Annotated in this window: 13 protein-coding genes; all 13 read right to left on the bottom strand. The window is 64.9% G+C overall.

Features of this window, described 5'->3' with window-relative positions:
• Position 1: 1 nt before the first annotated feature.
• The gene (locus AC1PQG_RS13785) at positions 2–1,303 is read right to left on the bottom strand and encodes a diguanylate cyclase domain-containing protein (protein WP_481118416.1); all 1,302 of its coding nucleotides are present in this window, start codon (positions 1,301–1,303) and stop codon (positions 2–4) included.
• Positions 1,300–4,911, bottom strand: a complete 3,612-nt coding sequence (locus AC1PQG_RS13780; RefSeq protein ID WP_481118415.1) for an ABC transporter substrate-binding protein — start codon at positions 4,909–4,911, stop codon at positions 1,300–1,302. Before AC1PQG_RS13780 ends, AC1PQG_RS13785 begins: the two co-directional genes overlap by 4 nt.
• A gap of 201 nt (positions 4,912–5,112) precedes the next feature.
• The gene (locus tag AC1PQG_RS13775) at positions 5,113–7,353 is read right to left on the bottom strand and encodes a hybrid sensor histidine kinase/response regulator (RefSeq protein WP_481118414.1); all 2,241 of its coding nucleotides are present in this window, start codon (positions 7,351–7,353) and stop codon (positions 5,113–5,115) included.
• Entirely contained in the window at positions 7,350–8,186 is an 837-nt protein-coding gene (locus tag AC1PQG_RS13770) for a transporter substrate-binding domain-containing protein (protein WP_481118413.1), read from the bottom strand. The genes AC1PQG_RS13775 and AC1PQG_RS13770 overlap by 4 nt, the downstream gene beginning before the upstream one ends.
• A 64-nt stretch (positions 8,187–8,250) precedes the next feature.
• Positions 8,251–8,751, bottom strand: coding sequence for a hypothetical protein (locus AC1PQG_RS13765; RefSeq protein ID WP_481118412.1), 501 nt, complete (start codon positions 8,749–8,751; stop codon positions 8,251–8,253).
• 98 nt (positions 8,752–8,849) lie between these two features.
• Complete coding sequence (locus AC1PQG_RS13760) at positions 8,850–9,221, bottom strand: hypothetical protein (protein WP_481118411.1); 372 nt, start codon at positions 9,219–9,221, stop codon at positions 8,850–8,852.
• A 14-nt stretch (positions 9,222–9,235) separates the two neighbouring features.
• Positions 9,236–9,517 carry a ferredoxin III, nif-specific gene (gene fdxB, locus AC1PQG_RS13755; protein ID WP_481113822.1) on the bottom strand — a complete coding sequence of 94 codons (282 nt, stop codon included), beginning with the start codon at positions 9,515–9,517 and terminating at the stop codon, positions 9,236–9,238.
• A gap of 27 nt (positions 9,518–9,544) precedes the next feature.
• Positions 9,545–9,754, bottom strand: a complete 210-nt coding sequence (locus AC1PQG_RS13750) for a CCE_0567 family metalloprotein (RefSeq protein WP_374486379.1) — start codon at positions 9,752–9,754, stop codon at positions 9,545–9,547.
• A 10-nt stretch (positions 9,755–9,764) separates the two neighbouring features.
• Complete coding sequence (locus AC1PQG_RS13745) at positions 9,765–10,226, bottom strand: NifX-associated nitrogen fixation protein (protein WP_079436707.1); 462 nt, start codon at positions 10,224–10,226, stop codon at positions 9,765–9,767.
• A gap of 5 nt (positions 10,227–10,231) precedes the next feature.
• Positions 10,232–10,705, bottom strand: coding sequence for a SoxR reducing system RseC family protein (locus AC1PQG_RS13740; RefSeq protein WP_481118410.1), 474 nt, complete (start codon positions 10,703–10,705; stop codon positions 10,232–10,234).
• A complete protein-coding gene (locus tag AC1PQG_RS13735; RefSeq protein ID WP_481118409.1) occupies positions 10,702–11,127 on the bottom strand; it encodes a NifB/NifX family molybdenum-iron cluster-binding protein in 426 nt (141 codons plus the stop codon). Before AC1PQG_RS13735 ends, AC1PQG_RS13740 begins: the two co-directional genes overlap by 4 nt.
• A gap of 10 nt (positions 11,128–11,137) precedes the next feature.
• Positions 11,138–12,556, bottom strand: coding sequence for a nitrogenase iron-molybdenum cofactor biosynthesis protein NifN (gene nifN, locus AC1PQG_RS13730; protein ID WP_481118408.1), 1,419 nt, complete (start codon positions 12,554–12,556; stop codon positions 11,138–11,140).
• 11 nt (positions 12,557–12,567) lie between these two features.
• Entirely contained in the window at positions 12,568–14,064 is a 1,497-nt protein-coding gene (nifE, locus tag AC1PQG_RS13725; RefSeq protein ID WP_481118407.1) for a nitrogenase iron-molybdenum cofactor biosynthesis protein NifE, read from the bottom strand.
• Between the last annotated feature and the right edge of the window lie 89 nt (positions 14,065–14,153).

Below are 14,153 nucleotides of genomic sequence, written 5' to 3'. Positions count from 1 at the left end.
ATCAGGAACTGGGCTCCGCCTCCCGCAGCGTATTACGGCCCGCGCTCTTGGCTGCATACATTGCGACGTCCGCGCGTTTGAGTATTCCGTCGATGCCGTCGTCCTTGCCGGAGAACAGTGTCAGGCCGATACTGGGCGTGCTGGTGTAGGAAAGCTCGCCCAGTCGATAGGGGCCGTTGAGCGCTTGAAGGATCTTGTTGCCGACGGCGCGGGCATTGACGATGGCCTCGTCGAAAGGACCAGACAAGTTTTCCAGCATCACCACGAATTCGTCGCCTCCGAGGCGCGCGACAGTGTCCTGCTCCCGCACGCAGCCGCGCAGGCGGCTGGCGACCTCGATCAACAACTCGTCGCCCTTGGCGTGGCCGTGGGTGTCGTTGAGATGCTTGAAACGGTCCATGTCGAGGAACATCAGCGCGCCGAACTGCTTGTTGCGCTGGTTGCGCAGTACTGCCTGCTGCAGGCGCTCGATCAGCAGGCGTCGATTGGGGAGTTCGGTGAGCACGTCGAAGTAGGCGAGATGATGGATCTCTGCCTCATGGCGCTTGCGTTCGGTGATATTGGCGATGCTGCCGACCATTCGGGTCGGCTCGCCGGAGGCGGCCCGTTCGACGATGCGGCCACGGTCGGCCACCCACACGTAGTGTCCGCAGGTATGGCGCAGGCGGTGTTCGCTGGCGTAGACGCCGTCGCCGGCCAGGCAGGCGCCGAGCACGCGCTGTACCCCGGCGCGGTCGTCCGGATGGATGAGGTTCATGAAGGTATCCACCGGGTGGGTCAGGAAGGACATGTCCAGGCCCAGGATCCGGCACCAGGATGCGTTGTGATGGACCACGCCGTCAGGCATGCGCCAGTCCCATACTCCTTCGCCGGTGGCTTCCATCACGTAGCGCAGGCATTCCTCGCTGGCCTTCAGCTCCTGGGACAGGCTGCTGATGCGCAGGATGTTGCGGATGCGCAGCTTGACCAGCTCCACCTTGAATGGCTTGATGATGTAGTCGGCGACACCGAGGCTGAGCCCTGAGAGTTCCGATTCCAGGTCCGAGAGGGCGGTCACGAAGATGATGGGCGTCTTTGCCAACGCAGGTTCGGCCTTGAAGCGACGGCAGGTCTCGAAGCCGTCCATGCCCGGCATCATTACGTCGAGCAGGATCAAGTCGGGCGGAGACTCGCGGGCCATGACCAGGCCTTCCGGCCCCGAACTGGCGATCTGCAGGTCGAATTCCCCGGCCAGGGCCATGCCCAGGGTGTACAAATTGGTGGGCGTATCGTCGATCGCCAGGATGCGGGGTTTGCCGTTCATGATGCTTGTCGTGCGCTTGTTGAAGCCGCGAGGGTTCGTAGCCGTTCCAGGGCCGGGCCGAAGCGGAAACTGGCCAGCAAGGTACCGATCTCGCTGATTTCGGCGGCAAGATCGGTGCCGCTGACGAGGGCTTGAAGTTCCTTGAAACGGATCAGGGCGTCGAACTTCTGGCCTGCCAGCAAGGGTTCCAGTTCGCCGACGAGGGCCAGCAGGAGCCCGTTATCCAACGGTGGTGCTGTCGGGCCGGCGCCAGGGGCGCCTCGCAGCCACTTGGCCAGAACTGTTCGCAGGGTGTCGATGGGCACCGGTTTGGAGAGGAAATCGTTCATGCCGGCGCGGATGCTGCGCTGCAGGTCTTCATCGAAAGCCGAGGCAGTGAGGGCGATGATCGGCAGCGGCGGTCGGGCGTTGAGGCGCTCCCACGTGCGGATGCGCTCGGTGGCGGTGTAGCCGTCCACGTCCGGCATCTGGCAGTCCATCAGCACGAGATCCGGTGGCGTGCCGAGGGTGACGGCGTCCACCGCTTCGCGGCCGTCGCAGGCGAGCGTGGCGCTCAGGCCGAGCTTGCCGAGCAGGGCGGCGATGACCTTGCGTTCGGTGCCGTTGTCGTCCACCACCAGCACCTTGCCGCTCAGGGCGCAGGTGGTCGCGGGCTCGCCGTCGGCAGCGACCTTGGCATTTTCGGTTCCTAGGCGCTCCGCGCGGATCCGGAACCAGAAGTGGGAGCCTTGTCCGGGAGTGCTGCTGACCCCGACCGTGCCGTCCATCAATTCAGCTAGGCTGCGCACGATGGACAGACCGAGCCCGGAGCCCCCGTATTCGCGGGTCGTGGAGCTGTCGGCTTGGTTGAAGGGCTGGAAGAGTCGGGGCAACTTGTCTGCGTGAATGCCGATGCCGGTGTCCGACACGGAGAACTCCAGGGTGGAGTGGTTGCCGCCACGCTCCACCTCATGGGCATCGATGTGGATTTCTCCGCGTGATGTGAACTTGATGGCGTTGCCGATCAGGTTGGACAGCATTTGGCGCAGTCGGTGGGCGTCGATCCGGAAGCATGCCCCGGCCTTGCCATGCCAGTGTGTTTCGATGACGAGCCCCTTGCGCCACGCGCTCTCTTCGAACAAGGACTTGAGTTCTTGAAGGCACTGGGCGGGATCGACGGGGGCTGGCTCGATGAGGAGCTTGCCGGCTTCGATCTTGGACAGGTCCAGCATGTCGTTGAGCAGCGTGAGCAGAGTCTGGCCGGCCTTGATGATGATGTGGGCGTATTCCTGGCGCTGGGGGTCGGTAATGCCCGGGGACAGGAGGATCTGGGCCATGCCGAGAATGCCGTTCATCGGTGTCCGGATTTCGTGGCTCATCGTGGCCAGGAACTGGCTCTTGGCGAGGCTGGCTGTTTCCGCCGCCTGTCTGGCCCGCACCAGCTCGGTGATGTCCACGCGGAAGCCGACGGTATACCCATTGGCGGTGCGTCGCTCACGGATCTTCAGCCAGCGGCCGTCGTCGAGTCGCTGTATGACCTCGGAGTTTCCGTCTTGATGCCAGGCCAGGCGCTCGGCCAGCCACGCCTCCTCGCGTCCCAGCGCATCCGGATAAATGGCGTGCTGCAGGCCGGCGTGCAGGATCTCCTCGAAGCTGCGGCCCACTTCGATGGGAACGGTGCCCCGGTAGATCTGGCGGTATTCCTCGTTGAAAAAGGCCAGCCGGTCGTCGGTGTCGTAAATCACGAAACCTTCGCCGATGGTATCGATGGCCGAATGGAGTAGCTGCTCGCTCTCGATGCGCTTGGCCTCCGCTTCCTTGCGCGCGGCAATGTCCATTTGAGTGCCGTACATCATGAGGGGACGTCCGTCCGGCGAGCGGCTGATGACTCGGCCGCGATTGAGCATCCAGGCCCAGCGGCCCTCCTTGGTGCGGATGCGGGTTTCGTACTCGTATTGATCGATCTTGCCGGCGAAGTGCTGACGCAGGATGTCTATGGAGTGGGCGAGGTCATCCGGATGGATGAGCTGTGTCCAGGTGTCAATGGTGAGCGGCTGCAGTTCGTCGAGCCGATAGCCGAGCATCTCGGCCCAGCGTTCGTTGAATTGCACTTCGCCGCTCTGGATGTTCCATTCCCAGGTTCCGGCCCCGGTACCGTTGAGTACATTGACGAGGCGCTGGCGTTCGTCGCGCAGGTCTTGCTCGGCCTGTTTGCGGTCGGTGATGTCGCGGGACATCACGATGAAGCGGCACGGCTGGTTTGGCGGCGCCGGCTTACGGGCGACCGAGAGTTCGAACCAGCGATTGCCGTCGGCGAGCTGGAGCAGAATGACGCGGCCGTAATCGGCGCCGTGCTTGCAGGCCGCGTGCAGTGCATCGCGCAGCGTTGCCGCGGCGCCTTCGGGGAGAATGTCGAAGGCGCTGCGCCCGAGCAGTTCATTCCTTGGAGCCGCGAGTAGAGCCTCGCGTCTGGCGCGGACATCCAGGTAGATGCCTTCTTCATCGAGTTCGAACAGCAGGTCGGGAACCGCTTCGAGGGTCGCGGCCAACTGAGCCTGGCTGCGCCGGAGGCGTTGGTTGACCCGAACGGTGTACACCGTCACCGAGCCGGCACAGGCGGCAATGGCCAGGGCCAGTACGAGGTAGCGGAGCAGTTCGTTGTAGGTGGTCTTGCCCTTTTCGGGGTCGTAAAGAAAACCGTCCAGAGAGTAGTCCTCGGGGAGCAGGCCGATTTCTGCATAGCTGTCGGCGATGTGTCGCCAGCGTCCTGGGTTCATGTAGCCGATGGTGACCATGTCGGCATGAATCAGAGCCTCGGTGCGCTCCGCTTCGTACTGGATCTGCACGCGGGATTCTTGCGGAGCGTATTTTTCGAGGATCAGGTCGATGGTTTCTGTCGGATGGGCGAGTGCGTGCTCCCATCCGCGCAGGCTGGCTTCGATGAATGCCTTGACCTGTCCCGGATTGGCCCGGAGTTGTTGTTCGGAGGTGAACAGGTTGTCGCCATAGAAGTCGATGCCTGCAGCCCGCGGTGTGTAGATGTGATGGGGGAAGTGGATCTGGTCGAGACGGAAAGCCTGATCGGTGACATGCGCGCTTGTTGCATCCGTCTTGCCGGAGGTCAGGTCGGTGATATCGAAGCTCTGAGGTTGGCGCTGGATGGCGTCGATGGGCACGCCTTCTCGCTTGAGATACACCAGTAGCTCGTCCGCCATGGGGTCCAGCATGACCCGTTTGCCGAGCAGGTTCTGAATGCTGTCGGTGGCGCTGAAGGTCCCTGTGATAAGCACATAGGGGGAATGTTGCTGGATGACGGCCAGGGCGACTACCGGCTTGCCGGCTTTGCGGGCCAGCAGCAGACTGCTGGAGCCGACGCCGAATGTGGCACGACCGGATACGACTTCCTCTACGCTATCTGTTCCCGGCCCGGCTTCACGGATTTGTACGTCGAGCCCTGCCTCCTCGTAGTAACCGCGTTCCTTGGCGACGTAATATCCGGCGAACTCGAAACCGTGCCGCCATTTGAGCTGAACGACGGTGCTCCCGGCCGCATGAGCAAGGGACAGAGGGAGCATCAGCTGCAGTGCGAACAGCGCAGAGAGCAAGAGCCGGGAGGCAGGGATGTCCATTGCAATGTATTGATAATTTTGTCAAAAATATCAATACACCCTGCTCTTGTAAATCAATTTTATTGAATTTATTGTTTATGTGCGGTGTGTCTGCCGTATGTGTGAACCAGCGCACAAATCAGAGGCTTTGAATATCGCCGGCGCCTCCCGCGGGGGCTGATGGTTTCAGGGACAGGGTTCGGCCAGTCCTGACCGGTTGAGTCAATGCCTGCCGCGTTCAAGCCAGTGAAGCAGGCAGGCATGGAGCCGGGCCGGGTCCACCGGTTTGGAGAGAAAGTCGTCCATGCCCGCTGCGAGGCAGCGTTCCCGGTCTTCACGGAAGGCGTTGGCGGTGAGCGCGACGATCGGCGTGTTGCTGTATTCGGGCAGCTTGCGGATCTCATGGCAGGCGGCGAGCCCATCCATCACCGGCATTTGCATGTCGAGCAGGATCAGTGCGTAGGGTGTCTGCTTGGCGAAGGCCAGCGCCTCGGCGCCGTTGTTTGCGGTGTCCACGGCCAGGCCGGCATCGGTGAGCATCTCGCTGGCGACGAGCTGATTGATCTGTTCGTCCTCCGCCAGGAGGATTCTTGCGCCGGCGTGGCAGGTGCGCAGGGCGTCGAGGGCGTCCACATCGTTGGCCTTGTCTGCCGTCCGAAGGGGGGCATCGCTGATTCCCAAGCGGACGGTGAACCAGAAGGTGCTGCCGGCGCCAGCGGTGCTCGATACGCCGGTCTCGCCACCCATCAGCCGGGCCAGGTGGCGATTGATGGCGAGCCCGAGGCCGGTGCCGCCGTACTTGCGCGTCGTCGAGCCGTCAGCCTGTTCGAAGGCGTTGAACAGGCGGGTCTGCTGTGCGGGCGTCAGCCCGATGCCGGTGTCGCTGACCGAGAAGCGGAGCAGCACTTGGCCATCCCGCTCTTCCTCGCGCCGGACGGTGAGGCGCACATGGCCGCGCTCGGTGAACTTGATGGCGTTGCTGAGGTAGTTGAGCAGCATCTGGGTGAGCCGCGTCATGTCCCCATGCAGGGTTTCGGGCAGCGGGTCGATATCGACGCCGTAGTCGAGGCCCTTGGTGCGCGCCTTCTCGCCAATCTGGCTGGATACGGAGGCCAGGAGGTCGGCCAGACGGAAGCCCACTTGTTCGATGACGAGCTTGCCGGCTTCGACTTTCGACAGGTCGAGGATGTCGTTGATGATCTCCAGCAGGTGGGCCGCAGCGTGGCCGATGCGGTCCAGCAACTCGTGCTGGCGCGGGCTGGCGGGTTCCTTCCGGAGGATGTGGGTGAGTCCGACGATCGCGTTCATCGGAGTGCGGATCTCGTGGCTCATCGTCGCCAGGAAAGTGCTCTTGGCCTGGTTGGTAGCCTCCGCCTGGGCGCTGCGGCGTTCGAGTTGGCGGTTGAGTTCCTCGATCTGGGTGGTCCGTGCCTCTACCAGTTCCTGCAGATGATGGCGATGGCGGTCCAGTTCGGAGACGAGGCGTTTGTGCTCGTTGATGTCAGTGTGGGTGCCGGACATGATCAGCGGCTGACCTGTCGGGTCGCGTTCGACCACTTTTCCGCGGGACAGTATCCAGTGCCATTCGCCATTCTTTGTGAGGCAGCGCAGCTCAGCCTCGTGGAGTGGGCGAAGCCCTTGCAGGTGCGCTTCGATCGAGCGCGCATTGGCGGCCAGATCGTCGGGGTGGACGTAGCGGGGCCAGTTCTTCTCGCTGAGATCGCGCTCGCCCGGCGTGTAGCCAAGCATGGTCTCGAACCGGTCGCTGACGTCGAACGCATGTGTCTGGAGGTTCCAGTCCCAGAAGCCTTGATCGGAGCCTTCGATCACCCGCTCGTAGCGGGCGCGGGCGGCTGCTTCCAGTTGTTCGGCCTGGTGCCGGGCGCGCATCGACAGATAGGCCAGGCTGATGATGCCGGTGATGAAGAGCAGGGCGGCAGCACTGGCCAGCTGGAAGTTGCGCTCGAAGCGTGCAGCGAGCAGGCGTCCGCGCTCGCGTATCACGCCGTCCGCGCGGGCGGCCTGGCGTTCGAGATCGTGGTAGGCGATCAGCAGGCCGACTTCGCGCTGGGGCTCGCGGCTGCCCCGATGGCGCCAGTCGGCGAGCAGGGCCTCGAAATGCCGGACCTTGCGCTGCAATTCATCGGCGGGCGTCGGTGTCCGGGTCTCCAGGTCCGATACCGTTGCGGCCAGCGAGCCGGCGGCCTGACGCAGCAACGCGAGGCCCTGTTCGCTGCGGAAAGGGGAGCCGTCTGCGTCGCCCAGGCTGGCGTAGAGAAAACCTTTGGCCAGCTCGGTTCGGGCCAGCCGGACGGTTTCCAGGCGCCGGTTCACGTCGGTAAGATCCCGTTGCTGCTCGGCGTACAGCCAGACGAGGGCGGTGGCGATCAGTACCGCCAGGGCCATGGTGATGGCCAGCAGCAGGTGGGGGCGGCGGGTGAGGCGGGTGCGTAAGGTACTCACCGGGCGAGTACCTCCCGGGTCCGGACGGTGCCGGGCAGCTCCCCATCATCGAAACCGAAGGCCGAGACCAGCGTCCGGTGTTCGAGGCTACCGACGTAGCCAGCTTGTGCGGCGTTCCAGGCGGCTTGCAGGTGGGTGTCGTCCTTGCGGAAGGCGAAAGCCCCGTAGCCAATCCGCCCTTGCGGTATGTCCGGCTGGGTGAACGGCGCGGCGATCTCAGTGTGGCCAAGTTCGTGCAGCAAGGCCAGCCAGCGCAGGGAGGGGAGGGACAGGGCGAACCCCTGGACTGCGCCGGTTTCGACGGCGATCCGGCCGGTGCGGGCATCCGGTACGTGTGTGAGCTGTGCCGGGTCACGGACCAGTGCGGCGAGCTGGGCCTCTTCGATGGAGCCGGAGAGTACGGCGATCTTCACCAGCCTGTTGTGGACGGCGTCGGCATACGAGTGCAGTGCATGGGGATTGCCGGGATTGACCAGCAGCCCTTCACGAACGTGGAAGGTGGGTTCCGAGAAGGCGACGCGGTGGGCGCGTTCCGGCGTGATGAACATGCCCGCGGCGATCACGTCGATGCGGCCGTCCTCGAGATCGGAGATCAGTTCGGAGAACTCGGCGAGGCGCCATTCGATATGTGGAATGCCGAGCCGGGCGACGATACGGCGGGCGACCTCGGGGGATTCGCCGGTTACGTCGCCATTGGCCCGCAGATAGGCGTAGGGGGCTTCGATGGCGTAGCCGATGCGGATCACGCCGGGTTCGCGCAGCCCGAGGGGCGAGTCCGGATGTTCCGTGCGGGGCCACACGGCGACGGCAAGGCCGAGTATGAGCGCAGCCACCAGCAGTAAACCAACAAAGGAAGCCCGGTTCATCGGCACGGATTCAGGGAGTCGCGATCTGCGGCTAATTTAGCCCATATCTACGTGGGGCTTGTGGTTCAACAGTGAGCTGGTCGTGATCTCCGTCCTCGCTGTCGTCTTCGGCCTTGCAGCGGGCGATGGCGGCCAGTGCGGCTCCGACCCGTAGCAGCACGCCCTGGCGGCGCAGGTAGGCGTTCTGGACCCGGTAGGCGAGTGCCTCATGGCGCAGAGTGTCCTCGCAGCGGGCGAACAGGCCAGGGCCGTAGCGCCGGAATTGCAGGACATGGACGAATTCGTGCAGCAGATAGGAATGGTCGGCAGGCTGGCTCAGGTCCAGGCGCGCGTCGATCAGGATGCGGTAGTGGGGGATATCGAAGTAGGCGGCGATGCCGACGCATTCGGCCGGGCGTTCGGGGCAGACCTGCTGGCGCAGATCGGCCGGGGTCAGCCGGACGATCGGCGGCAGGTCTTCCGGTGCCTGGGCCGGCAGGCCGCTGACAGATGAGGCGAAGGCCAGCAGCCAGGCGATGAGTTCCGTGTCCATGACGTCGCTCCCAGAGGGCGGGGCCCTTCGGGAGGTGGACTGCGGCGGCACGGATCGGTTTCGCCGGGATGATCGCCGGCCCGGCGGGGGGCTTTCCGCTATGCGGCGTCGGGCCACATCAGCGTGCGCAGTTCGGCGCCGATGCGTTCGCCGCGTCCCCAGGCCGTGGTGGCTTCGATGAACAGGCGGGCATCTGCCGGGTTGTTGACCAGCACATCGTATTCGGCGAAGAAGCTGCCGTCGGCGTTGATGATCAGGTTGCCCTTGCGTCCGGCCTCGTCGGCCGGCCAGGTAGCGATCAGCGCGGCTTCCCCGGTGTAGGGGTCGTCGCGCAGGCTGTAGGCGGCCCGCGCCGGATCGATGTCCGGCGCGGGAAGGCCGTGGCGCTCCACCTCCTGGGCGAGACGGGCGCAGATCCGTTCGAGCAGCGGGCGCTCCTGCGCCAGCCGCTCGTCCGTGCTGCCGCTCACGGCCTGTCCGGTGCTCACAGCGAGGCCGGCGAGTGGGTGTGACAGTCCTTCGGACAGACCCGGCCACAGGAACCGCAGCCGATGCAGTCCATCGCGTCGGCGATGGCCATCACCATCGTGTTGTCGTCGTCGCCTTCGTCATCATCGTCGAATTCGCGTTCGACGAGTTCGAAGACGTTGCGCGGACAAACCTTGTAGCAGCGGCCGCAGCCGATGCAGGTTTCCTGGTTGAGGTCGGTGACGAAGGTCGGGGTGTAGGCTTTGCCGCCCCGGGTCAAGCCGGTAATCGTTTCCATGATCGTGCCTTGATTGCGTGGTGCTGCTTACTGACCGCCGGCGGCGGCCAGCTTGCGGTTGGCCTCGGCCCATGCCTGGCAGGCCTCGTAGGTGGATTTGGCGATGCCGGGAATCTCCTCGTAGGCGGCCGGCAGGCGGTCTTCCACCAGGTCGTGCATCTGCGATGCCCATTCGGAGGCGATGCGCTTGAGCTTGCGCACCTCCTTGTCGAGGGCCTTGATTTCCTCTTCGGTCATGGCGCTCACCTTACAGACCGGCGACTTCCGGGTACTTGCCGACGATCGCCAGGGCGACGGACAGCAGCTTGTCGGCCTCGTCCTTCATCTTGCCGATGCTGTCGAAGCCGAAGCGATGGACGTCGCGCAGGGTGCGGTCGAGGACGATCAGTTTGCCCACCGAGATCAGCGCGCGGCCAAAGCCTTCGTGGGTGATGTTGATGATCGAGCTGGCCATCAGGCCGCTTTCCTTTTCGATCAGCACGGCCAGGCCGTTGTAGAAGGCCTTCACGCGGGACAGAATGACTTCGTCCGGATCGCCGATCACCGGGATCTCGCGGCGCTGGTCCTTGGTGACGATGAAGGGGGCCAGCACCCGTTCGTTGGGCCAGCCGTCGTAGGTGCCATAGGAGTCAAGCGCGCGCATCTGCTTGACCATCTCTTTGACGTAATCGGAACTCCACAGGCCTTCGTCAGCGGTGGCGGTAGTCATTGTTGTCACTCCTTGGATAAAGCGGCTTGAAAATAGATCGGCAGGGCGGAGCCCGATGCCGGCGCGGTATTTGCGATGGCGAGGATGCGCACCCCGCTCGGGATGCGGGCGGCGGCGAGGCGGGCACCGACGAAGCCGGACAGCGCGCCGAGCAGCGCGCCGAGGGCTTCGCCGCTGCTGCCGAACAGGCCGTGCGCCAGCGCCATGCCGGCGATCAGCCCGACGGTCGGCAGCCCGTAGGCGACGCCGACTGCGGTGGTCATGGATTCGGAGCTGACGGAGAGGTCGACGATGTCGCCCGCCTTGGCGCCCACCGTGTTGGCGAGGCGCAGCACCATGCGTCCGTGCAGCCCGACCTTGCCCTCCTTGGGCACGCCGCAGGCGCTGGCAGTGCCGCAGCTGGAGCAGCCGCTGCCGCCGGCTTCGACTTCAGCCCATGCGGCGTCTGCCGCGATGACGCGGCCTTGTTCGATCATCATTCGCTCCACCCTTCCTCTTCCATGTCCGCGAAACGCTCAGCGGCCTTGGGCGTGCCACGGTTGACCGCCTTGGCCAACCAGCCGGTGGGGCCTTCCTTGAGTTCGCCCTGCAGCATCGCGATGACGGAGTCGATGGTGGTGCCGTTCTCCACCTTGACCGGTTGCACACCCTTGGAGAGCAGGCGCTGGATCGCCGAGGCGCCGACCGCTTCGCTGAACACCGCGGCGCAGCCGTCGAGGAGGGCGATCTTGGCGTCCAGCTTGCCCTCGTGGCCGTCCATCGCTGTTTCGATGAACTGGGCGACCTCGATGAGGCGCGAGCTCTCGGGGCCGATCTCGTGGATGGCGAAGGCGCTGGCGGCACCGAAGTGCTGATCGATGATCACTCGGTCACTGCTGGCAAAGGCAACGAGTAGCTGCATGGCGGATTCCTCAGTGGAGTGGGAGACCACCAGCCGCAGGCGCCGTGGCGGCCGTGCCGAGCTCGGCGAAGGCTTCTGCGGGCCGGAAGATGGACCGGTACGGGGCGATGAGGTGGTGTTCTTCATGATGTTCGAGCAGCAGGTTGGCGAGGTCGAACAAGGCTTGCCGGCTACCGCGGTAGCCGATCCAGGTGCGGGTGTAGCCACCCACGAGGTCGTACTGGGGGAAACCGATGCGCAGGATCGGCACGCCGAGGCGCTCGGCGCTGGAAACCGCGTGGGAGTTACCGATGACGAGCTGGCACTGGCCCTCACGCCCGGCGATCTCCAGGTCTTCCAGGTCGCCGATGTGCACCTTGTCGGCGGGCACGTCGTCGAGAGACGGCGCGCGGACCGGTGCGATGGCGGCGACGATTTCCGAGCCGACGGACTTGAGGAACTGGCTCATGCCGAGCAGTAGGTCGGGGTCCGCGGCAATTGCAACGCGCGCCATGCCGAGCATGAAGTGGCAATCGACGAGAGCGTCCTGGTACTGGGCGCGCTGGCGTTCGATACGCTCCGGCACCGGATGGCCGGACACTTCTGCCAGCACGCCGATCAGGCGGTCGTTGGCGTCCAGGCCCATCAGGTGGTCGAAGCGATGGTCGGGCACGCCGGTGCGCTCGGCCAGCACGTCGGCAGCGGCGTCCAGCGAACGGCCGATGACGATCGTCGCGGCGGCTTCGCCAAGGGTGGCGAATTCGCTGACCGGCGTGCCGCCGAGGGTCAGCGGCGTGTAGTCCTCGGGCATCAGGTGACCGTCGAGGGAGTCGCCCACGTCGGGCACCATCACCGGGCGCAGGCCGAAGGCTTCGATGAGTTCCTTCAGCGCCTCGGTGTCGCCGGGCGTCAGGGAGGCGTGGGGAACCACGTTGATCTGGCGCGGGCGCAGGCCGACGCGGGTACGATCTTCCGGCACCAGCGCTTCGAACATGCCTTTGACGGCCAGCGCGTAGCCGGTTTCCAGGCAGCCGGTGAAGTCCGGCGTATTGACCGGGATCACCGCCACGTGGGCGTATTCCGGGTGCTGGCGGTAGAAGTCCTTGACCAGCCGGGCGATGTCGGTGCCCTGGGTTTCCGACAGGCCGGTGGTCGGCAGGCCGATCATCGCTGGCTTTTGCTTGGCGCAGATGGTGGCGAGGCCCTGGATCACGTTGTCGTCGGCGCCCATCACGCTGCTGGCCTGGTCCATCGCGGTGGTCTGCAGCGGAATCGGCTCGCGGAAGTGCCGTACGAAATAAACCTTGGCGAAGGCCGTGCAGCCCTGGCTGCCGTGCAGCATCGGAATGGCGTGGTGGATGCCCAGAAAGGCCAGGGCGGCGCCGGTCGGCGAGCTGGCCTTGAGGGGGCTCACCGACATGGCCTTGCTGCGCTTGATGATCTCGCTCATGGCTGGGCTCCTCAGGCGGCGGCGTGGTGGTGGTCGTGCACGTCGTCCATGTCGAAGCCATCATCGAGAGGCATCGGCAGGTCGTCGGCATCCAGCGGCAGTTCGGGTGCGGCAGGGCGCAGCGCGGCCCACGGTGCGGCGCTGCGGGCCTGCGTCCACACGGGGGATTCGAGGGTCAGGGCGAGTTGCTTGACCAGTTCGAGCATGCCGGTGTAGCCGGCGTAGCCGAATTCCCGTTCCTGGTTGATGTCGAGGAAGGGCAGGCGGGCCTTGAGGGCGGTGTAGAGGTTGCGGCCGCCGGCGATGAGGATGTCGGCGCGCAGTTCCTTCACCATGTTGAGCAGCGCGCGCGGCGAGCCATCCTCGACCATCTTGGCTTCCGGGCCCATGAGCTCGCGGATGCGCGCCTTGTCTTCCTCGGTGGATTTCTTGGTGGCGGTGGCGACGACCACCAGGCCGAGATCCTGCAGCGCGGAGACGATGGACCAGCTCTTCACGCCGCCGGTGTTGAGCAGCACCCGCTTGCCTTCGAGGCGCGCGCGCCAGGGCTTGAGGGCGGCGAAGATCTTGGCTTCTTCGCGGGCGATGAGGGCTTCGGTGCGCTCGGTGAGGTCCGGATCGCCGATCAGGCGGGCGAAGTCGCGCAGGGCCTGGGTGGTGTCGGTGATGCCGTAGAAGCTGCCCTCGAACCACGGTGTGCCGAAGCGGTCTTCGAGCTTGCGGGCGACGTTGAGCATCGCCTTGGAGCACACCATCATGTTCACTTCGGCCCGGTGCATGGACTGCACCTCGTGGAAGCGGCCGTCGCCGGACAGGGTGCAGATCACGCGGATGCCCAGCTCGTCGAGCAGCGGCGCGATGAACCAGAACTCGCCAGCGATGTTGTATTCGCCGATGAGGTTCACATTGTGGATCTTGATGCCGCGCTTCTCCGCGTATTCGATGGCTGCGGCTGGCGGCGGCAGGGGCTCGGCAGTACCGGCCACGTACTTGACCATCGCCTCGCCGGCAATCCGGTTACCGAGGTTCTTGGTGCCGTAGAAACCGGCGGAATCGACCGGGACCACCGGCGTGCCCCAGCGTTCGGTGGCGGCCTTGCAGACGGCGTCGATGTCGTCGCCGACCAGGGCTGGTACACAGGTGTTGTAGACGAAAACGGCCTTCGGGTTGTGGGTCTCGATGGCCTGCTTGATTGAGTGGAACAGCCGCTTTTCGCTGCGACCCATGATCACGTCCTGCTCGGTGAGGTCGGTGGTCATGCCGATGCGGTACAGCGTGGGACCGGTGGAGCGGGTGCCCCGGTTGTCCCAGGAGCTGCCGGCGCAGGCGATCGGACCGTGGACGATGTGGGCTACGTCGGCGATCGGCAGCAGCGCGATCTGGGCGCCGTCGAAGGCGCAACCACCGGCGGAGGCACCCGGCGTCGGCTTGGAGCAGCCGGATTTCGCCTTCTTGTTGTGGGTGCAGGCGGGTTCGTCGAGAAGGACTGCTACTTCAGATGGTTTCACCGCGAATCTCCCGGTTGGTCTCGGGTATCGATCCGCAAGCTCCGTGCCATCTGGCGGAAGATGCTAAGGCATTGAAATTACAGCAGTGT

It is taken from the genome of Zoogloea sp. GDB6 (assembly GCF_056724105.1).
Note: the sequence above shows the minus strand (reverse complement) of the source record. Positions and strands in the feature narration are given on the sequence as shown.

What these genes read in the sequence shown, in the direction of transcription:
- AC1PQG_RS13780 (WP_481118415.1), bottom strand. Translation starts at nt 4,911, where the DNA reads ATGGACATCCCTGCCTCCCGGCTCTTGCTCTCTGCGCTGTTCGCACTG.
- AC1PQG_RS13785 (WP_481118416.1), bottom strand. Translation starts at nt 1,303, where the DNA reads ATGAACGGCAAACCCCGCATCCTGGCGATCGACGATACGCCCACCAAT.
- nifN (WP_481118408.1), bottom strand. Translation starts at nt 12,556, where the DNA reads ATGAGCGAGATCATCAAGCGCAGCAAGGCCATGTCGGTGAGCCCCCTC.
- AC1PQG_RS13735 (WP_481118409.1), bottom strand. Translation starts at nt 11,127, where the DNA reads ATGCAGCTACTCGTTGCCTTTGCCAGCAGTGACCGAGTGATCATCGAT.
- AC1PQG_RS13750 (WP_374486379.1), bottom strand. Translation starts at nt 9,754, where the DNA reads ATGACCGAAGAGGAAATCAAGGCCCTCGACAAGGAGGTGCGCAAGCTC.
- AC1PQG_RS13740 (WP_481118410.1), bottom strand. Translation starts at nt 10,705, where the DNA reads ATGATGATCGAACAAGGCCGCGTCATCGCGGCAGACGCCGCATGGGCT.
- fdxB (WP_481113822.1), bottom strand. Translation starts at nt 9,517, where the DNA reads ATGGAAACGATTACCGGCTTGACCCGGGGCGGCAAAGCCTACACCCCG.
- AC1PQG_RS13765 (WP_481118412.1), bottom strand. Translation starts at nt 8,751, where the DNA reads ATGGACACGGAACTCATCGCCTGGCTGCTGGCCTTCGCCTCATCTGTC.
- AC1PQG_RS13745 (WP_079436707.1), bottom strand. Translation starts at nt 10,226, where the DNA reads ATGACTACCGCCACCGCTGACGAAGGCCTGTGGAGTTCCGATTACGTC.